Here is a 20,979-nt window from a genome sequence, read left to right on the forward strand (position 1 = left end):
AGTTAATTTTAATGTTAACACGCCTTTACAATCGACAAATCACCCAAAACACGAACATTAAAAAAACGAACATTCGTTATTTCTGTACATGACGCCCATCTGCTCAGGAAGGAATCGATCACAAATGAGCAGAATAGAGAGAATTTTACGAAATATTTCACGATCATTATTTCACTCAAAAAGGATGGGGCCTGTTCATGCGGGATTATCGCTATTATCAGTCTGCCTTTGCCGGTGTTCCCAAGCCGTTCGCTTTCGTCGACCTAGATCTGCTGGAGGAAAATGCGGAGCAAATCAGTTTGCAAAGCAATGGAAAACCCGTTCGAATCGCGAGCAAGTCGATCCGAAGCGTTGCCATTCTCAAACATGTATTGCAGTTGGACGATTGCTTTCGTGGTCTCATGTGCTATTCCGCTCCTGAGGTGCTTCACCTGTGCGAGGCAGGCTTCGATGACCTGCTGCTAGGCTATCCGCTCTGGGAAAAAAGCTGGCTTTTGTCCATCGCCTCTGAGATTAAGAACGGACGCTCCATTACTTTGATGATCGACTCTCTCCCTCATGTCGAACAGCTCGAACAAATCGCCCGGGAAACAGGAACCAGACTGCCGGTCTGTCTCGATATCGACATGTCATCTGATGTGCTGGGGCTGCATTTCGGCGTCTGGCGCTCCCCTCTTCGCTCTCTCGAGGCGTCCCTCTCCCTTGCCAAGCGCGTTGCTTCCTCCGATCATCTCTACCTAGATGGTGTCATGGGGTACGAAGCTCAAATTGCCGGCGTAGGTGATCGATACCCTCGTCAATTCCTGAAAAACAGCATCATTCGTCTCCTCAAGCAATATTCCGTGAAAGAAGTGGCTGCTCGACGTGCCACACTGGTGCATGCCATTCGCGAGCTAGGCATTTCTCTCCGCTTCGTAAACGGTGGAGGAACGGGGAGCTTGCACTTGACCGGGAAAGAAGACGCTGTTACAGAGGTTACAGCAGGCTCCGGATTTTTTTCGCCTGGGCTTTTTGACTACTTTCAAGATTTTCAGTTTCATCCTGCTGCCGGATTTGCTCTGGAGATTATTCGCAAGCCCACAGAGCATATCTACACATGTGCTGGCGGCGGCTACATCGCCTCTGGTTCTGCTGGGCGTGACAGACTCCCCAAGCCTTACTTGCCAGCGGGAGCAAAGCTGTTCCCCAACGAAGGAGCAGGTGAGGTACAGACACCGATCCACTATCAAGGCATGGAAACGCTGGAGTTGGGAGACCCGATCTTTTTTCGCCATGCCAAAGCAGGAGAGCTCTGCGAACGTTTTACCCGGCTGTATTGCATCTCTGGCGGGAAAATCATCGAGGAAGTGACCACCTATCGGGGGGATGGATTATGCTCACTGTAAAGAAGCACGCGAATCACTGGACCAATTGGACAGGAAATGTACAAAGCCAGCCGAAGCAAGTCGCGATGCCAGAGTCCGTGGATGAGGTCGTGCAGCTTGTCCGTGCTTGCAAGAAGGCAGGTACACGGATTCGAGTCGTCGGCTCCGGTCATTCCTTCACGCGGCTCGTCCAGACAGAAGATTGTTTGCTATCCTTGGATCATCTCCAAGGAATCGTCAGTGTAAACCCTGCCGATGATACCGTTGAAGTCTGGGCAGGCACCAAGCTCAAGACACTCGGACACCTCCTGCATCAAGCGGGCTACTCTCAAGAAAACCTTGGAGACATTAACGCCCAGTCCATTGCAGGGGCCGTCAGCACCGGAACACATGGCACAGGCATTCATTTTGGCAGCATCTCCACGCAAATCGTCGGGCTGACAGTCGTGACCGCATCCGGGGAGGTCTTGGAAGTATCCGAGCAAGCTCGTCCGGAGCTGTTCAAAGCCATGCAAGTCTCTCTTGGTCTCTTGGGCATCATTGTACGCGTCAAGCTGCGAGTCCTCCCAGCCTATCGCCTGCGCTACCAAAGCCGTCGCATGCAGCTAGAGGAGTGCCTGTCCTCTCTGGACACTTTTAAAACCGAGCATCGGCATTTCGAATTTTTTATCTTCCCGTATTCGGACACCGTTCAGGTGAAATTCATGAACGAGACCAGCGATCCCCCCAGCGGCAATCAACGCTGGAGCTATTTGAAAAAAATGGTCGTGGAAAATGGGCTTTTTTGGCTCTTGTCCGAGAGCTGCCGATTGCGCCCTTCACTCACCAAAAGCGTCAGCAGGCTGTCCGCCCAAAGCGTCCCCTCTGTCCATGAGAGCGGCTATAGCCATCAGCTTTTCGCCACTCCTCGCCTTGTTCGCTTTTACGAAATGGAATACTGCTTACCTGCTGAGCATATGGGCGAAGCCATACGGGAGCTGCGTCAGGCGATTGAGCAGGAACGCTTTGCCGTTCATTTTCCGCTGGAATGCCGGTACGTCAAAAAGGACGACATCTGGCTCAGTCCCGCTTACGAAAGGGATAGTGCCTTCATTGCCGTCCACATGTACAAGGGCATGCCTTACGAAGCGTACTTTGCCCGGATGGAGGAGATTTTCGCCCGATATGGCGGACGTCCACACTGGGGGAAAATGCACAGCATGACCGCCGAGCAGCTTCATCAGGTCTATCCGCGCTTACCCGATTTCCTCGCCATTCGCTCTGAACTCGACCCTGACGGCTTGTTCGTGAACCCGTATTTGGCTGATCTGTTCGGCATCTCCTGAAGACAATCCTTACGCCACAAAAATGCCCCGACCATATCATCATGGCAGGGGCATTTTTCTATTGAGCAGGAAGGCTTAGCCTTGCGTTGGGAGATTCGGTTTATGCACCTTTTTGCGTCCGTAGCGCACATAATAAAAGGTATAGAACAGCACCAACGCACCAATTCCGTAGAAGAGTCCAATTCGCTGTGTCGGGTCAAACGCCGGGAAGATAAGAATGAATGTGCAAAGAGCCAGACACAGGAGCGGCATCACCGGGTAAAACGGTGCTACGAACTGTAAATTCTCTATTTTTCCACCCTCACGCAAGTATTGACGGCGAAAATTGAATTGAGAGAGAGCAATCCCCATCCACGTGAAGGTGACCGCAATACCAGATACAGACATGAGCAGCACGTATACCGTATCCGCCGCAACCACACTGGTTAACAGAGACAGAAGCGAGAACGCCAGCGTCGCCAAGAGTGCGTTCAAGGGTACTTTACGCTTGGTCAATTTTCCAAAAACAGGATGCGCCATATTGCTATGGGAAAGGGACCACAACAAGCGAGTGGCTGCGTACAAGCATGAATTGCCAACAGACAACAAAGCCGTCAAGATAACGAAGTTCATGATATCCGCTGCAAATGGAATCCCCACTGCATCAAATACCGTCACAAACGGACTTTCCAAGAGTCCCAGCTCACTCGACGGAAAGAGGGCGGACAAGATCGTGACCGACGCCACATAGAACACGAGAATACGAAACACAACGTTGCGAATCGCCCGCGGAATGGTCTTCTGCGGGTTTTCTGCTTCCCCAGCTGCAATTCCGATCAGTTCAGAGCCTTGATAAGAGAATACCACGTTCATCATCGTTACAAAAACGATCGCAATGCCAAACGGGAATAGTCCCCCATCTGCCGAGAAGTTGGAGAGAAACGGAGCGGTCCTTCCTTCCATACTGACAATACCGAATATAGCACCTAGTCCGACAATAATAAACATAAGTACAGCCAATACTTTAATTCCGGCAAACCAGTACTCGGTTTCCGCAAACCCTTTTGTCGTCAGCGCATTGAAGGCAAAGAGCAAAACGATAAAGAGCGCGCACCAGATCCAGATCGGCGTATCCGGGAACCACCGTTGCATGACCATGCCCGCGGCAGTGAACTCTACCCCGGCCGTTGTAGCTGACCCTAGCCAATACATCCATCCCAGTGTAAACCCGCTCGCTGGACCAATGTACTTGCTGGCGTAGGCTTGGAAAGAGCCTGTTACTGGCATTTTTACAGAAAGCTCACCCAGGCATGTCATGACCAGGTACAGCAAAATCCCGCCGACGATATAGGCGACTAGCGCTCCGCCAGGTCCAGCCTGATTAATCGTGAAGCCAGCGTTGAGGAAGAGCCCTGTCCCGATCACGCCACCTAACGACAGCATAAACAAGTGGCGACTTTTCATGGAGCGTTGTAGCTGTGTATCTCTTTCATTCCCACTGTTCATATGATTCCTCTCTTTCACTAGCTTATTAAGAGGTCTATCAAGGGTCTATAAAAGAAGAGAGAACTGCCTGCGCTAGAAACGCAGGGACAGGCAGCTCAATCCTCCGTCTTGTTTCTGGAATTCAGACATATCCAGCTCAATCACATTGTAGCCAGCGTCAGTGATTTGCTTTTTCGTGCTCTCAAAGCCTTTTGGAATAATGACGTAGTCGTTGATATGGATGCAGTTCGCAGAGTACTCGACTTCTTTTTCCACGACCAGATGCTTGTATTGGCTAAATACTTCAGAATCAATGAACTCCCCAGCCAGAACCAGCAAGTAATTGCCAAGGTAGGCGATTCCTGTTTTCAGGTGGAAAAACTCTTTCAACGGAACAATGGTGACTTCATATCCGTACTTGGAGAGAATCTCGCGGAACTGGATGGCTCCTTCTTCATTGGTGCGTGTCGACAGACCGACATAGAAATGGTTGTCTACCTGCATGACGTCTCCACCATCGAGGAAGCCAGGGGCCTGAATATATTCAATCGTGTCATAAAAACGAGGAAGCACCAATTTCATATCCTCAATTTCACCATTGCGGCTTTCTGCACCGGGATTGGTGATAACGGCGCACTTTTCCGTGAGGACCGCTGTATCTTCGACAAACGTAGAATCCGGGAAACGCTCGTCCGCTTCCAGAACGGTTACATCCAAACCTGTCTGTTTCAGCGCTTCTACATAAGCGGCATGCTGTTTAAGAGCAAGTTCAAAATCAGGTGTACCCAAATCAGAAGTCGTCAAACCATTTACATAACTCTTTCCCGGTTTTCTTACAATCGCACGTGAAAATTTCATGATGATAGATCTCCCTTCTGTTTTCGAATCTTGCTTTTGGTAACAGTAGACGGCGGAGAAACGAGCATGTAAACGCTTTCGCATCTACTGCTTTTGCTTGTTCATCGCCACCATGTTGCATTCATTCTTCTCTGAGTAATTACTCAGAAATATTCCGCATTGTGGAATCGCTTCTGCAATACAAAATTACACTCCTAATGTAAAATAGTTTCAAATTTTTTGTCAATGAATTTTTATCTAGTCTAAATGATATTGATTCGGCTGAAAAATTCTGATAGATTGAGGTCATATTAAGCTGGCGTGACATTCAACGAACAGTCACAATGCAACAAAGCCAGGAGGTAACCTACGTTGGTACAATCGATTGACCGGGCGATGAGCATCATCTCCGTCCTGGTATCAGATCCAAACAAGCAGCATTGGTCCATCTCAGAAATTGCAGAACAAACGAACCTGCCACTGAGTACGGTACACCGTTTAATAAGCAGCCTCATCAAACACGGACTCATCCTCCAGGTTCCTGAGAGCAAGCAGTACAAGGTCGGCTATACGTGGATGGAAATCGGGCTGCGCATCCTGGACAAGATGGATATGCGCGCTGTCGCCCGAACTGTCATGGAACAATTGGCAGCAGATGTACGCGAAACTGTCTATCTGAACATTCCGCAAGGCTCTCATGCCATCGTACTCGAACGAGTGGAAGGTCCCCTGTCTGTCAGAAGCATGGATAATCTGGGCGAGCGTATTCCGCTACATATTGGTGCGGCAAACAAAACGATTCTCGCCAGCATGAATCCGATCGAAGCAGAGCAAATCGTGACCGGTTTAATCCCGGATGCAGAAAAACGTCGCGAGCTGTTAGAACGACTCCCAGAAATCAGACAAAACGGCTATGCAGTCAGCTACGGTGAGAAAACCGAGGGCACCGCATCCATTGCCGCTCCTATCTTCGGCGTTAACCAAAAGGTCGTAGGTGCTCTGAGTATCGGCGTTCCGAGCTATCGGATCAACGAGCAACTCTTGTCCTCACTCATTGAACAAGCCCAACATAGTGCCAAAGAAATTTCCCACAAGATCGGTGCCTTACCTTAATTTTTTTGCCCACTAATCGGAAACAGTTTTCACTATACGGAAAACGGAGGCGTTTTTTATGCAAAAATGGCAATCAAAAGAGCAGCTCGTTGATCTCTTGTGCAATTTGGTAAGCATCCCAAGCATTACAGGATCAGCTGCCGAAAAGGACTTGCCTGGCTACGTCGTCGATCAGCTGCGCACCCTGCCTTATTATCAAGCCAATCCCGATCATGTGCGTGCGAATCCGACTGGAGACGGGCGCCATTTTGTCACTGCTCTGGTTAAAAAGGAAGGGGTACGGGACACCGTCATTCTCGTCAGCCATTTTGATGTGGTCGATGTCGAGGATTACGGCGCCTGGATGAAGCATGCTTTTGATCCGAAGGCCCTCACTCCTCTCTTCCAGCAAAACCAAGCGGATATGCCAGCCGACGTTCAACAGGATATCCGCACCGGCAACTGGCTGTTTGGTCGTGGCACCATGGATATGAAATGCGGACTGACGCTGCACATGTCGATGATTGAGCAAGCGATTGCTGGAGAGTTCGACGGCAACATATTGCTTCTCACCGTCCCTGACGAAGAGGTGAATTCTGTCGGGATGCGGGCAGCAGTCCCAGCGCTTTTGAAAATCGCCGAAGAATTCGACCTGAGCTACACCACCGTACTCAACTCCGAGCCGATGTTTACCCGCTATCCAGGGGATACGAATACGTACTTGTACACAGGCTCCATCGGAAAAGTGCTGCCTGGCTTCCTCTGCTACGGCAAAGAAACACATGTCGGCGAGCCTTTTGCTGGGTTAAACGGCAATTACATGGCCTCTCAAATTACATGTGAGCTCGAGCTGAACACATCCTTTTGCGAGGTCGTCGAGGGGGAAGCCTCTCCTCCGCCGACGAACCTGATCCAAAAGGATTTGAAAAAAGAGTACTCGGTGCAAATTCCGCACCGTGCTGTGACGCTTTTCAACCTGTTCCTGCTGGAAAAGCAAATGGAGGATGTCGTAGAGCCGCTGCTGGAATCGGCAAGAAATGTCGCAGAGCGCATGAAGCAAAACTACCTGAAGCACGCGAGCCAGTTTGCCAACTTTGCGCCTTTCAGCCCGCGTGATCTGTCCATTTCTGTCATGACTTACGAAGAGCTGTACGCCTACGCGAAGAAAACGCACGGGGAAGAAAGGCTCCGCCAGCTGGAAGCAGATGTGATCGCCAACCGCGGCGACAAGGACGATCGCGACACCACGATCGAGCTGGTGGATCAATTAGCGATTTTGTGCAAAGAACTGTCGCCAATGATGATCTTGTTCTTCGCTCCACCGTTTTACCCGGCAGTCAGCTCGCGCAATCATCCTCTGATCCAACAAACGATGGAAGAGATGAAAGCATACGCGAGAGATCAGCACCAGGTTAATTTGGTCAAACAAAACTACTTTGGCGGCATCTCTGACTTGAGCTACGTCGGACTCCAATATCCGGCGGCTTCCATGAAGCCATTGGTAGCGAACATGCCTTTGTGGGACAACGGCTACTCCATTCCGCTCCAAGAGCTCGAAGCTTTTGATGTACCTGTCATGAACCTCGGTCCAGTCGGACGTGACGCCCATCAGTGGACAGAGCGTCTGGACGTCGACTATGCATTCGATACGTTAAAAGACATGCTTCCACGCTGCATCCAGTCTCTCTTGCAAAATGGGAAAGCATTGAAGGAATAGCAAAAGGGAGAAGGTTCCTGTACCGATAGATTACTGTCGCACGGGAGCCTTTTTCCTTATAATGAAGAAAACCATTTCATGGGAGGGTTACGCATGGAATTTCAAGCAAAAGAAAATGGCTTTGTCACTCAACTGTCCTACGGTGAGCTGCACGTATCCGGTGATGAACAGTATGGCTTTCGCCCCTATCAGCTCCTGGTCTCTTCCATCGCTGTTTGCAGTGGCGGTGTTTTGCGAAAAGTATTAGACAAGATGAGAATGCCGTGCACGGACATGAAAGTAACAGCAGATGTTCAGCGAAATGAGGCAGAGGCAAATCGGGTTGAAAAAATTCACCTCCACTTCATCATTACGGGAGAAAATATGAAAGAAGAAAAAGTGCAAAAAGCCATCGAAGCCGCGAGCAAAAACTGCCCGATGGTCCAATCTGTCAAGGGAAGCATCGTCGTAACCGAGTCCTTTGAATTGGTATCATAACAGTGGTCCAAAACCATATCGAAAAACAAGAAAACAGCCCGATCTGAAGTGACCGGGCTGTTTTACTATTTGCTAACTCAATGACTTACAGGCTGTTGCTGTGGAACCTTCACTCCGTTCTTTTTGCCTTCTGGAATGAGCAGATTCAAAAGAACCGTTGCCAACGCTCCTACTGTAATGCCTGAAGATAAAATGTAGTTCACGAAATCAGGTACTCCTGCGAGCGCATCTTTTGGCAGGACCGTTACCGCCATTGTCAGCAGAATCGGCAAACCGATCACCATCATCGTCCGATCATCAATCGTAATGTTTTGAATGACTTTGATTCCGTTCGCCACAATCGCTACACACACGATCCCAAAAATTCCGTTGATGACTGGCTCCGGTATACAGGTAATCGCCGCTGACAGCTTCGGCACCAACCCAAGGGCAATCAAGATCAATCCTCCGGCCATAATCGCCATCCGGCTCCCTACTCCTGTCACCGCAATCAACCCGGCATTGGAGGAATAGCCAGTCGTAGGTGTACCTCCGAACAATGCCCCGACAAAGCACCCCAAGCCTTCACCGACAGCACCGTGATTCAGTCGCTCCTCCGTCAATTCACTGTTCGTTACCGTTGAGACGACGAACCAGGTCCCTGTTGTTTCAATCATGATAATCAAATAAACAAAAAGCATCGTCAAAACAGCACTGAGATCAAATACAGGAGCCCCGTACGGAAACAGCTTCGGCATGGACAGCCACGGTGCTTGTCCAACCGGACTAAAATCTACCGTTCCAAAAAAAGCAGCGGTTACCGTTCCGACGAAAATCGCAATCAGGACAGATACAAGTCTAAAAAACGCACCCGCAACCTTTGCTCTTGTGCCAAGCAGCATACAGATGACAAGCACACCAGCAGAAACGGCGGCAATCAAAATGTTTGTCCAAATATTTCCCGGGGAGTGATAAATGTTTCCCATCCCTGTTGGCATCAGAGCAATGCCCACGATGATGATCACTGTCCCGCCTACGAGCGGTGGAATGAATTTGCGAACCGCTTTGGCAAACCATTTCAATGGATAACCCATCAGAGCCACAAACAGCGCTCCAGGGATCATGCTGCCAATCATCGCACCCATCCCCAGCTTACTGCCAATCGCAGCCAGCGCGCCGATGGGTACATAGGAAGGGCCTTGCACGACAGGCAAACGCAATCCAAAGCCAGTCTGGATCAACGTCCCGATACCCGTCGCGAGAAAACACATTTGAATAAAGAAAGAAGTGCTTGAAGCGTCCATGGTCAGCAGCCCAGCAATAATAATAGGAGCAATGTACAAGTCCATAGCCAACACATGCTGCAAACCAAGTAAAAACGCCTTGCCCACACTGATTTTGTCATCGACGCCCACAACAAGCTGATTGCTTTCGCGATGTTGTTCCACTTTCAAAAGGCCTCCCTAGTGGTATTTTAGCTAATTACGAACGATATAAGTGGGATTATACCGGATAATTACGTTTTTAGGCAACTATTCACGTAATAAATAGGTGGCATCACTTTATAATGTTCGTGTTTTCTGTTGACTTCCTTTCTACTCTCCCGCTACAATGGGTGAATAACCGAAGTATCGTCAAAGGAGTGTCTCATCAATGATCGTGCAAGATACCGTGCTGCGTAATGAGTGGATTGTCGCCTGTCGTTCGGTGGATGTACAAGACCGCCCGATCCAGGTCACCATTATGGGCGAGCGGGTCGTCCTCTTCCGCAACGAAGAAGGAATCCATGCGTTTAAAGACCTCTGTATTCACAGAGGCGCTGCCCTGTCTCTGGGCTGTGTCCGAGATGGAAAGCTGGTCTGTCCGTATCACGGTTGGGAATATGAAGCATCCGGAGCCTGTGTAAAAATCCCTCAGCTGCCTGCCGAGCAAGCGATTCCCGGCAAGGCGCGCGCTATTTTATACAGCTGTGCAGAGCGCTATGGATTCGTGTGGGTGAATCTCGCCAACCAATCTCCTGAGTTTTTTGCCCAGCCGGAATTTGAGGATCAACGTTTTCGAAATGTCATTTGGGGGCCACAAACAGTAACGGCCAAGCCTCCACGCATCGTAGAGAACTTTTTGGATGTAGGCCATCTGGCTGTCGTTCATGAGGGGTATTTGGGTGTCGAAACGCATATGGAAATCGGGGATTACCGCGTTCACCGCGACGAGAACGGTGTCATTCGCACGGATGAGATCAAGATTTTTCAGCCTGACCCGGACGGTACTGGTCAAGCGAAGCACGTCTATTACACCTACGAAATCCTCCGTCCACTCACGGTAAAATTTACGAAGCGCGATGCAGAAAACGGCAATCTCATGTCCATTTTGCTGACTGTGTTGCCGCTGGATGAAGCACGTAGTGTAGCGTTTGGTGTCCTTTCTTTTAATTACGAGACGAACCTTTCCGATGAGGAGATCATTAGCTTCCAAAACCTTATCTTCGCCCAAGATAAACCGATCGTGGAAAATCAAAAGCCTGAGGACCTGCCGCTCGATCTGCAAGTAGAGCTGTCCTTAAAATGCGACCGTGCGAGCATCGCTTATCGTCAATACTTGACGGAGATGGGTGTTACGTTCGGTACCGCATAAACGAAGAAAAGCCCGCCAACAAACGTTCATAAACGAATATTGGCGGGTTAGATGTGTTTTGTTTATGATAGTAACAAAGATCTCACCAGTTCAGTCAGCCAAGGCAGAAAATCCCTCTTTTACTTTGAAGGAGACGTTTTATATGAATTGGCTTAAAGAAATACCAATCCCCCTCACCAACGATGAGCATTGGAACAAAGAAGACGTTATCTATTCATTTAGAAAACGCGAACAAGCATCCCTTCCTGAAACTCCTGATTTTATGCATGATATCGTCTTACAATGGGTTATAGCACCCTTTGTTGTTCATAATAATGTTTCTTATCGCATCGCCACCCATGACTCTCCATTAAAAGAATACACCTCTACAATCCTAACAAATCTTTTTCATTCAGTACGGGAAGTGTATGCTGATGGAAAGTTAGTAGAAATTAGACTAGAGGATTTAAAGCCGCATATTAAAGATTCGTATACCAAGCTGGCAGATGCAAATAAAATAGCCCCCCTGGTAACTGACTTTTATTTTAAGGAGAGTTTTGGATTAAGCAACCAGCTTGACTGTAAGCTGTTTGAAATGGACATGGATAAATATATCGATCAGACTACTTACCATGCCGAAACGAATCACACAAGGCTGTGGGAATATATGGCTAAGTCGCACTTACCGAATAACGAAATCACTGTATTGCCTTTTAACTGGGTGTTGAATGATCGTCTTTTAGAATCTCCCTTTCTCATATTCTTATCTCGCTATGCGAGTAAAGTCGTCTTAACTGTAAATCACAACGACCTAAATGTAAGGGCCATTTCTTTTAAAGCCCTGCCACTTTAAACATATGGAAAAGGACCTGCCAGCCTGCGTTTGTTCACATAGGCCAACAGGTCCTCTTTCCATCCCGCTTTTATAAAAGTGGAGACAACAACCGCGTCAACGATTCCAGCAAGCGCAAACGCAGCGGTCGGTTCACATACTCTCCCAATGTCATTTCCCGGCAATCAGCCAGATCGGAGACAAACAGTTCCTCCAGCTCCTCTGCCATCTGCGAATCGTAAATAAACGCATTCGTCTCGAAATTCAGCTTGAAGCTGCGAATATCAACATTGGCCGTTCCCACAGACGACAGCTGGGTATCGACCACAATGGCTTTGGCGTGCATGAAGCCTTTTTCGTAGAGGAAGCAGCGCACACCACTCTTTAACAAATCGCCGAGATAAGAATGAGTCGCCCAGAATACCATCAAATGATCAGGTCTTCCCGGGACCATCACCCGCACATCCACGCCGGACATTGCCGCCATTTTTAGTGCGGTCAGCATACTTTCATCGGGAACGAAATACGGTGTCTGCAAGTAAATCTTCTTCCGTGCCTTGTAAATCATTTTCAAAAAAGCATGCTTAATTTGCTCTTTTTCCGAGTTCGGCCCGCTCGAAACGATCTGAACGCCAATCGTGCCCTCGGCATGAATCTCCGGAAAATACGCGAGTGACTCATTCATTCTTTTTTGTGCAGACAAATTCCAGTCCAGGAAAAAGCGTGCTTGCAGCATGTACACCGCTCTTCCCTCAATTAGCAAATGAGTATCACGCCAATACCCCAGCTTCTTATCCTTGCCCAGGTATTCATCCCCGATGTTGAAGCCTCCGATATAGCCAATCTTGCCATCAATAATCGTCAGCTTGCGATGATTTCGGAAGTTGACCCGAAAATTCAGGAACGGAATCTTCGCCGGGAAAAAGGAGGCGACTTGTCCCCCTGCTTCTACCAGTGGGCGCAGGAACCGGGATGAGACACCCGAGGAACCTACCGCATCATAGAGCAATCGAACCTCGACGCCCTCCTGTGCCTTCTTCGTCAGCAGTTGAATGAGCTGTTTCCCTAAATCATCGTCATTTAAAATATAGTAGAGCAAATGTATATGCTCGCGTGCTTCCTCCATCTGTTTGAACATGAGGTTGAACAGACTATGGCCTTCCTTAAAAACCTGAATGGTATTATCCTGCGTATAAAACGCTCCATCACTTACCACGTTCATGAAAATCATGTCGCGGTGTCTCTCCATCTCAGGGTCATTCACCTGTAGTTCACCATGGGCAAGCAACTGCTTTTGTCTATCGACCGCAGCTCGAAAATGAGAAAATTCCCCTTCTTTGAGCCGATACAGCTTTTTCTTGCTTAGCTTATGTCCAAAAATCAGGTAAACGATAAACCCGATGCCCGGCAAAAACAGCAAAACCATCAACCAGGCCCAGGTTGCCGCAATGTTTCGCCTCTCCATGAAAATAAGAACAGCAGCCAAAATCAGGTTACCTATTGTAATAATCGCAAATATTTTTTCAGACAATGCCATCACACCACATCCACCTCTAGGATTTCTCCCATATTACAACATTTACTATCGGGATTCATCCTTCCTATCCATCTAGTTTGTCCTATGTTGCCAATAGCTTTCCGCTCTTCATGATACATTTGTCGTCCAAATACACATCCGGCTCTTTGACCACCAGATCAATATGTACCCCCGCGACAATCGTCCCGCCAAACGTGTTGTTGCTGCCAAAGGCTACGTGAATCGTTCCGTACACCTTCTCGTCCTCTAACACAACTCCCGTGATACGCGCCTTGTCATTCGTTCCGATTCCGAATTCACCGAGCATCCGCCCGTCTTGGTCTCCGAGCATTTGCAGGAGGCGTTCAGCCGATGTTCCTTCTGCCTCTGTGATCCGACCATTTTGGACCGTCAGCAGCAAGGGCGAATCGATTTTCCCGATACCGGCGATGGAGCCATCGACGAGGATTTGTCCCTCTGCCGTCCCTTCCAATGGGGCGATATACGCTTCTCCGGAAGGCAAGTTGCCCGATTCTCCGGGATTGACGTACATACCTGTACTCGGCACCCCATTGCGATCTGCGATGGAAAACGTCAGTGACTTGCCCGCTTTTTCGATTCGCACGGTACTTGCCCGTGTCAGCATCTCGGTTACGCGCTCGGTGAGTGCCTTTACTTGTGTATAGTCAGCGGAAATCGCTCCCGCAAGGAACATGTCTTCCGTAATAGCTGGCATGGTAGCCAGTCTCGTGCCATTTGCTGCCGCTTCTTTGCGTGCTTTTGTATGCGTCAAAGAGTGCTGGGTCACACATACCACCACATCTGCGCTCTTCATCGCCGCTGCAACAGCTGCAGGAGGCTCTTGCCCGGACTTTTCCCGCTCCTTCATGACCATCAGCATCGCTTCTGCCCCGAGCTGTTTCCCTGCTTCCCAGATCGCTTCACCGATGTCTCGCTTCCGCTCGTCGGCCACCACCAAAAACGTCTCATTCGCTTTCAACGCCAAGCAATTCATCAAAATGCCCTTGCTGGATTCTATCAATGTCATGCCGCATCATCCTTCTCATCTATTTATGGTTAGATTATATCCACTTTTTTCTTGCAAGCCCTTCTGTCTTCGCTAGATTAGATCGTTAGTCCTGCCCTTATCCTGTTTATCGGAATCTTCTTGCTTTTGCTGCAAGATTTAGTATGATTAGAATACAAATGAAAACGCTTAAGACAATGAGGTCTTCTACCCGCGCTTTATCAATAGGCGTGGGGAAGGCCTTTTTCTTTTTTTGAGAAAATGACAGCGTTTTCATTTGGGGGATCTAGAAAAAGAAGAAGGGGATGACAACAATGTCACACAGAAAAGCCCAACACAAAACATGGTGGCTGACCATGCTGATGATCGTCGCTCTGCTCGCGATGCAGATGCCAGCTCTGGCCAAGGACACCAGCGTGCAGATGCTCGACAAGGGGAAATGGGCACCTGCGACTTATCAAGCCGTCCATGAGTTGATTGAGAAAAACGGCATCAAGAGTGCCTCCTACAAAGCCAACAAGAAGCCGTATGTCGTTTTTGACTGGGACAATACGAGCATCATGCATGACACAGAGGAAGCGCTGTTTGTCTATCAAATCAACCATTTGGCTTACAAGCTCACACCGGAAGAATTCGGGAAGGTCATCCGTACGAATGTACCAGAGGGACCGTTTTCCGATCCGTATAAAAATGTCGACGGCAAGCCTGTCACACTCGATGCCATCGCGACTGATCTCGTAGCCGACTACACGTACTTATATCAAAATTATCAAGGTCTTAAAGGAACGAAGTCGCTGGAAGAAGTAACAGCAACAGAGCAATTCGCAGATTTTAAAGCCAAGCTGTTTTTCTTGTATGAAGCAATCAACGATACGCACAGCAACACGATTGGCTATCCGTGGGTACTCTACCTCTTCACGAACATGACAGTGGAAGAAGTGCAACAGTTGGCGGAAGCATCCAATGATCTGGGCCTGGGCATGGCGATTCAAAAAGTAACCTGGACGAGCCCGAAATCGTTGGCAGGCAAAGCAGGCGTGGTGAAAGCCTCTCATACAACAGGCCTGCGCCTCACTTCCGAAGTCGCAAACCTGATGAACACGCTGCGTGCCAATGGCATCGACGTGTATGTCGTGAGTGCGTCCTTGGAGGATGTCGTTCGTGTCTTCGCTACTCTCCCGAAATATGGCTACAATCTCCCAGCGGAGAACATCATCGGCATGCGACTGAAAACAGAAAACGGACGGATCACGAATGTATACCAGCCTGACTACCCGATCACGGTAGCCCACGGCAAGACGGAAGTGATCCAGGAAGTATTGGTGAAAAAGTATGGTCATGGCCCTATCTTCATCGCAGGCGATAGCAACGGTGATTTCGAGATGATGACAGAGCTGGACAGCGTGCAGCTCGTGCTCGTCGTGAACCGCGTCAAGGGCGGCAAAATTGGGCAGCAAATTGCCAAAGGTGCAGAACAGATGGGTAAATCTAACCCGACGGTCGTCCTGCAAGGACGTGACGAGAACACAGGCATGTGGATTCCAAGCGAAGCCACGATCCGACTTGGGCAGAAAGAGCCGCAGCTGGTCGCGAAATAAACAGGAAAAACCGCCCTTTGTACGGGGCGGTTTTATCTTTATGGATGGATAACTGGAATTCGCCACTCGAGTGGATATTTTTTCTGTACGGCATCTAGTCGTAGTGTAAGCTTCTCCGGGAGCTTGTCGATTTCGTCTTCTTTCCAGCTTTTGCTGTCCACTATCCAAAATTTGTACGTTACTCGCTCGCGTCCTGACTGGTCAGCAGGTCCTGTGGATTGAGTACTCCTTCTAGCACGGTAAGTGGTTCCCTGCCCATCTTGGGCTATCCACCAAGGCAAATAAATATCCGAAATATCTTTGGATAGTACCTCAACCTCCATTACCATTTGCTGCTTTTCCGAAAACTCATCTTTTTCCAGCTTGATGCCTTTCACTGTGAAGATATCTTCTCCCACTTGTTTGATTACGGGCTTCTTGTTCAACTCATCGGGATGGAAGGTGACACTCATATCATACGGTATTGCCTTGTGGAAGCTATTTATGACAAGCGTCTTTGCTTTCCCTTTTGGCAACGGATCGTCGTCCATGATCCAGCGGAAATGCCCATAGCGATCAATAGAATGAGATCTTTCTTTGCGCCTTTCCTTCCCCTTGCTGCCATCTGCCTCCTCGTAGTAATATCCCAGCATATATTGCTGATACGGAAGAAATGGAGCATAATCGGGGTCCGTCGTCTTTCCGGTTAGCTTTTTCGCCTCTTGTTCCAGTTGTTTTTTGGCCGCCTCTGTCCATTGTGTTTCCAGCTCAATTCGGGTGGTCGTTGGCGTGTTGACGATCTGGTGCAGGGTCATCTTCAATCCATGCTTCGTCACTTGCGTTTGATTGACAGGCAGCACAGTCGTTGCGGCCGTTGCTTTTGCCATCGTGATCGGAACTTGCAGCTTCCAGTTTCCTTTTCTATCACCGATTTCATCAAAATGTATCGACAACGTTTTCGGAAGGGGCTCCTGTCCTTTTTTACCAAGGAGAAACCGGATGAATCCGGCATTATCTTCAAAGGTTGTTCCCCACTTGTCAGAAATGACCGCCCCTTTGGCATCCAGCAATTCAACGGCATTGGATTCTGCGTTTGTCGCTGTCGGATATGTAGGGAGCAACTGCTTGCCATCCGACTGTTTTATCATTAAAGCTACCATTACCTGCGCCGAGTCAGCAATGATTTCCTTTACCTCCAAGGTAATCCCCTGATCGGTAACAGAAAGATTCGATGTTTCGGAGAAGCCTTGTCTCGCTGCCTGTTGCACTCCTTCATCGAACCCGTCTTGAGCAAAGATCGATTTGACATAGGCCGCAAACGTTGGGGACACTTGCATAGTTCCGAGCAGCCCGAGTACGACAGCGGAGGCGATGCCGATGGATGTCCATTTTTTGCTACGGTAAAATGGACGCCTTCTCACCTGCAACGCGTTATTCTGGCATGGCATTTGAAAACTCGGTATCTCGACAGCTCCCGCTACTTTCCTAAGCGTCTCTTGGATTTGCCTCTCCTCGTTAGTCATGAGTCATTGCCCCTTCCCGCAAAAAATCAGATGGAATGCAATCCTTGTCCAAGTGCTGTGCAATCAGCTTTCTGGCCTTGTGCATCCGCGATTTAACCGTGCCCTCGAAGGAACCCGTAATTTTGGCGATCTCCGACACGCTGAAGCCCTCGTAATAGTAAAGAATAATAACCGCGCGATGCTCCGCCTTCATGCTGCGAATCGCCTGCCATATTTGATGCTGCTCCTCTCGCTGGATCACGTTGTCCAGCGGCGTTAACGCTTCTTCCGGGATCATCTCTTCGTATTCCACCACAGGCTTCTGCTTGCGTACCAGATTCAGAGCCCGAAACGTAATAATCCGGTATAACCAATTGCGAAAGGCCACTCCCCGTTTTTTATCGAGTCGGTCTATGTGCTGATACGCTTCGATGAGCCCTTCCTGAACGGCGTCCTGCGCCAGATGCTTGTCATGAATGATCAAATACGCTGTCCGGTATGCCATCGCCAGATAGGGCTTGACCAATTGTTCGAAAGCTTCAGGCTCGCCCTCTTGGCATTTGGCAATCAACTCCCACTCATCCACAGCGTTCCCTCCCTTCGTTTTTGCTCTACTGTATATTCACGAGAACGCGGAGTTTGGTTCACGTTACATAGACGAAAAATATTAAACATGGAAAAACCCGTCCCCTGAACAGAAACGGGTGATTACTATTACAAGAACTTTCCACCTAAAGGCTAAGTTTCATTTTTTCCTCGACGTTTATTACGTCCCACTTATAAAACGAAGATTTCTCTAGGGTGAAAAGGAGATTCCCTGCATATACTTTTCGAATTCTATTATTTTCATCGTAATCTATCATTAGAAGCTCTGCGATTAGTTGTATATGATCTCCGGTTCCTTCGACTTGTCTAACTGAAACTTCGGGGGATTTTAGATTATTCTTAGCGGCAATATTTAGGTTGATTGAGTTTACACAAAATTCTTGACAGACCCGCTTAAAATAAAAGGAGAACATAAAAACATTTCTTTCTTAAATCATTCTAAAAACCTTTCAGTCTGATTACCTTGATCGCCTTATTATTCTGCTTTTGCCATTACATTGGTAGTATAAACTGATTTGTATAGCCAACATGATTACGAATTAATGAACACTTTCCTTAAATGCTTTTATTCAAGATTTATAAATCAATAGGGCGCTCTTTCAACTTTGTACCACTCAGTTTTGCCCAATAAGGATATTAATTTGTCTCCATCTTCTTGTTTGTAGGAATCAAGATTAAAATGAGGAGTTATGTTGAATGGTTTGATGTAGTAACCCCCCTCTTTGGTTGCGGCGTACATTATATATTTGGCCTCTGCCGCACCTTCCTTCGTTCCATATTCAAACTGCAATATAGACAGGGAAGCAATGGTTCCTTCAAAGTCGCTTATTACCCCTTCATGTATCCAATTCAGGATTTTGTTTAAGTCCGGATCTTCGAAGTACTCAGCAATTAGTTCTGGTTGAGCTTTTATCGAGTCTTCACGATAGAGTTGTACCCATATTTCTTTTAGTTGTTCTTTTGGAAAAATAGATTTCAAATTTGTTTCGCTCATCGGGGCATCAGTACGTTCGGAGCACCCCATGATCAACACCAAAAAAGAAATCACCCCAAAAAATAAGGTTATATATCGAGCATGAATCATATCTTACCCTCCTCTATGTGCGGAAGCAACCTTCACTCTTTAATGAAGGTTGCTTCCCAATTTTGTTATGTCCAATCTGTTCCCCAATATCCCTTAAATATTTGATAGAACAAATAGTTACCTCCACCGATTGTTGGGGGCAGATTAATGTCCAAAGCATGAGGTGTATATTTGTACTATGAAACTCACTTTGTTCTCCTCATACTGTATCTTAAATGTCACATATTTCAGCGGCCATTCTTGCTCATAAGCCTTTACTTCTTCCCTAGTCAATCCTAACTTTATGGGGCCAACCCCTATTCCCGGCTCTACGATAATGTCCTCCATCGCAATCCCTCTCCATCCTTTTATTTCGAACTTGATACAAAACTTTTCCAACACGCCAGATAACCATTCACAACCTTTTAGTAATAGCAAAAAAACTCCCATACCAACAACTAAGGCGAAATCTAGCGGGCTGAGTATACTCTCGATATAGTTTATACACTTTAGTGATTAGCAGAAAAAGCACAAAACGAGAAAAGAATAGTATGTCACTGAAAAAGCCTCCACTATGTAATTGCAACGAAAATAGGGAGCACCTAAGCTCCCAGTTTCCTTTGTAATTATCGGTGATCTACTTTTCTGTCTACTTCGTAATAATCTTGCGGTTGAGAGAGACTTTGGGGAGCTAATTGGGAGAGGATGCAATGAGTTGTTCAACTTCGTTTCTAAGCTCAGAGATATCTTCTCCTGAATAATTTTCTTGCAGGAAATAAAGATTATTATGATGTTTATTACCATGTTCTATTACTTCCGGTGAAACTTGGGATAGAAGTGTGTTCTTGTCATTAATCTTTATTTTTCCTTGAACTGACCCTACTACGTTATAAACGTCATCGTCATCTTCTGTTAAGAAAACAAAATATTTATTTCCTTCTTTCATAGGAACACTTCCTTCAATCCCTTGCGTTATTACCCCAAGATCATCATTCCCTGATCTAGATCCCGGCTTTCCTGATGGGATATATTTGGCCGCCTCTCTTTCATCGAATTCCCCTCCAGTTTCCAGTACAGATACTGTATCATCTATCTCTACATCACCTTTATAGACTTTCGTTAATCTTAATTCAGAGACGGTATATACACTAAGGTATTCATACTCAGGGTGATATACTTGAGAAATAACCTCAGCTTCGGCAATGATATCTGCATTTTCAGCCAGACCCTCCACGTCAGTGAATGTCTCCCTAAAATATGCTTCACCAGAAACTATTCTATAATCTGAATCACTGGAATAAAGAAAACTCTGTTTTTTCAAGTCACCTATATAGTAAACAGCAAGTCCTGCAATTGTTATAAAACCAATAGTAGCTAGTGCTATTTTTTTCGTAGATTTAAAATTTTTAATGCTAATCGGTAGTACTCCCCTTTCAACCAAATGATAAATCAGTAATAGAGGTACATGGCTACCCTCCAGCAAATTCGAGATTATTTTTGCAACTCGTATTCCCATGCCCCATTGTCATACTTGATTTTGAAAGACAAGGCTTCCCCATCTTGTCTAATGAACGCGAAATAGCCTTCTTTTAATGTCTCATCCAAAAGAATAGTCGGTATGGAATCACCGGGCTTAGCGTACTGTTGCATAATTTCGTCATGTATGCTGATAAACGGACCAGCTACATCCTCTTCATACTTTTCTCTCATTGTTTCTATAAGTGCTGATCTGTTAGTAAATTCGTTGAAAATCCATTTCTTACCGTTCTCATCAGTTATAGTAGCCATATTTTCCAATTTTTGATCTTTCATCTCGATTCCCATAGCATGAATTGCCTTCATGTGATTACCTTTTATATACGATTCTATGTCTTCACTCGCGTATAGACTACTACCTACGAAGACAACGCCGACTAAAAAAAGACCAGAAAGAATTACATTTCTTTTTTTCATACTGTTACCTCCTACGTGTTTTTATTCAGGCCAAT

At 47.3% G+C, this 20,979-nt stretch carries 18 protein-coding genes; 8 read left to right on the forward strand and 10 right to left on the reverse strand.

All coding sequences use genetic code 11. The features are described from left to right. Positions 1-197: 197 nt before the first annotated feature. Together EL268_RS30335 and EL268_RS30340 are read left to right on the forward strand one after the other, a co-directional pair. Positions 198-1,385, forward strand: a complete 1,188-nt coding sequence (locus EL268_RS30335) for an amino acid deaminase/aldolase (RefSeq protein ID WP_106654874.1) — start codon at positions 198-200, stop codon at positions 1,383-1,385. Then, entirely contained in the window at positions 1,373-2,689 is a 1,317-nt protein-coding gene (locus tag EL268_RS30340) for a D-arabinono-1,4-lactone oxidase (RefSeq protein WP_106654875.1), read from the forward strand. Before EL268_RS30335 ends, EL268_RS30340 begins: the two co-directional genes overlap by 13 nt. 75 nt (positions 2,690-2,764) lie before the next feature. On the opposite strand, the gene EL268_RS30345 is transcribed toward EL268_RS30340, so the two are convergent. After that, positions 2,765-4,174: an amino acid permease gene (locus tag EL268_RS30345; protein ID WP_106654876.1), complete on the reverse strand. Its 1,410-nt coding sequence runs from the start codon at positions 4,172-4,174 to the stop codon at positions 2,765-2,767. Between the two features lie 72 nt (positions 4,175-4,246). Continuing rightward, on the reverse strand, positions 4,247-5,011 hold the full coding sequence (locus EL268_RS30350; RefSeq protein WP_106654877.1) for a dimethylarginine dimethylaminohydrolase family protein: 765 nt from the start codon (positions 5,009-5,011) through the stop codon (positions 4,247-4,249). 351 nt (positions 5,012-5,362) lie between these two features. Between EL268_RS30350 and EL268_RS30355 the strand changes: the two genes are divergently transcribed. From EL268_RS30355 to EL268_RS30365, 3 genes are all read left to right on the forward strand, one after another. After that, complete coding sequence (locus tag EL268_RS30355) at positions 5,363-6,103, forward strand: IclR family transcriptional regulator (RefSeq protein WP_106654878.1); 741 nt, start codon at positions 5,363-5,365, stop codon at positions 6,101-6,103. A 58-nt stretch (positions 6,104-6,161) separates the two neighbouring features. Next, on the forward strand, positions 6,162-7,799 hold the full coding sequence (locus tag EL268_RS30360; protein WP_106654879.1) for a M20/M25/M40 family metallo-hydrolase: 1,638 nt from the start codon (positions 6,162-6,164) through the stop codon (positions 7,797-7,799). Between the two features lie 93 nt (positions 7,800-7,892). Then, the gene (locus EL268_RS30365) at positions 7,893-8,276 is read left to right on the forward strand and encodes an OsmC family protein (RefSeq protein ID WP_007720051.1); all 384 of its coding nucleotides are present in this window, start codon (positions 7,893-7,895) and stop codon (positions 8,274-8,276) included. A 77-nt stretch (positions 8,277-8,353) separates the two neighbouring features. Here the strand turns inward: EL268_RS30365 and EL268_RS30370 are convergent, their stop codons facing one another. Further along, entirely contained in the window at positions 8,354-9,703 is a 1,350-nt protein-coding gene (locus EL268_RS30370) for a nucleobase:cation symporter-2 family protein (RefSeq protein WP_106654880.1), read from the reverse strand. A gap of 205 nt (positions 9,704-9,908) precedes the next feature. On the opposite strand from EL268_RS30370, the gene EL268_RS30375 reads away from it, so the two are divergent. Together EL268_RS30375 and EL268_RS30380 are read left to right on the forward strand one after the other, a co-directional pair. Next, on the forward strand, positions 9,909-10,889 hold the full coding sequence (locus EL268_RS30375) for an aromatic ring-hydroxylating oxygenase subunit alpha (protein ID WP_106654881.1): 981 nt from the start codon (positions 9,909-9,911) through the stop codon (positions 10,887-10,889). Positions 10,890-11,031: 142 nt separating this feature from the next. Next, the gene (locus EL268_RS30380) at positions 11,032-11,721 is read left to right on the forward strand and encodes a hypothetical protein (protein ID WP_106654882.1); all 690 of its coding nucleotides are present in this window, start codon (positions 11,032-11,034) and stop codon (positions 11,719-11,721) included. Positions 11,722-11,791: 70 nt separating this feature from the next. Here EL268_RS30380 and cls read toward each other — a convergent pair whose 3' ends face one another. Together cls and EL268_RS30390 are read right to left on the reverse strand one after the other, a co-directional pair. Continuing rightward, complete coding sequence (gene cls, locus EL268_RS30385; RefSeq protein ID WP_106654883.1) at positions 11,792-13,237, reverse strand: cardiolipin synthase; 1,446 nt, start codon at positions 13,235-13,237, stop codon at positions 11,792-11,794. Between the two features lie 82 nt (positions 13,238-13,319). Next, positions 13,320-14,264, reverse strand: a complete 945-nt coding sequence (locus EL268_RS30390) for an aminopeptidase (RefSeq protein ID WP_106654884.1) — start codon at positions 14,262-14,264, stop codon at positions 13,320-13,322. Positions 14,265-14,557: 293 nt separating this feature from the next. Between EL268_RS30390 and EL268_RS30395 the strand changes: the two genes are divergently transcribed. Beyond that, entirely contained in the window at positions 14,558-15,841 is a 1,284-nt protein-coding gene (locus EL268_RS30395) for a haloacid dehalogenase-like hydrolase (RefSeq protein ID WP_106654885.1), read from the forward strand. 38 nt (positions 15,842-15,879) lie between these two features. Here EL268_RS30395 and EL268_RS30400 read toward each other — a convergent pair whose 3' ends face one another. The 5 genes from EL268_RS30400 to EL268_RS30425 form a co-directional block, all read right to left on the reverse strand. Further along, complete coding sequence (locus tag EL268_RS30400; protein ID WP_106654886.1) at positions 15,880-17,343, reverse strand: DUF4179 domain-containing protein; 1,464 nt, start codon at positions 17,341-17,343, stop codon at positions 15,880-15,882. Beyond that, positions 17,336-17,908: an RNA polymerase sigma factor gene (locus EL268_RS30405; protein ID WP_106654887.1), complete on the reverse strand. Its 573-nt coding sequence runs from the start codon at positions 17,906-17,908 to the stop codon at positions 17,336-17,338. The genes EL268_RS30400 and EL268_RS30405 overlap by 8 nt, the downstream gene beginning before the upstream one ends. A gap of 603 nt (positions 17,909-18,511) precedes the next feature. Further along, complete coding sequence (locus EL268_RS30410; protein WP_106654889.1) at positions 18,512-19,012, reverse strand: hypothetical protein; 501 nt, start codon at positions 19,010-19,012, stop codon at positions 18,512-18,514. Between the two features lie 670 nt (positions 19,013-19,682). Then, complete coding sequence (locus EL268_RS30420) at positions 19,683-20,507, reverse strand: hypothetical protein (RefSeq protein WP_232030170.1); 825 nt, start codon at positions 20,505-20,507, stop codon at positions 19,683-19,685. After that, positions 20,483-20,944 carry a hypothetical protein gene (locus tag EL268_RS30425; RefSeq protein WP_106654891.1) on the reverse strand — a complete coding sequence of 154 codons (462 nt, stop codon included), beginning with the start codon at positions 20,942-20,944 and terminating at the stop codon, positions 20,483-20,485. The genes EL268_RS30420 and EL268_RS30425 overlap by 25 nt, the downstream gene beginning before the upstream one ends. Positions 20,945-20,979: the final 35 nt, after the last annotated feature.

Origin of the sequence: Brevibacillus brevis (assembly GCF_900637055.1) — a bacterium.
Lineage (GTDB): Bacteria > Bacillota > Bacilli > Brevibacillales > Brevibacillaceae > Brevibacillus > Brevibacillus brevis.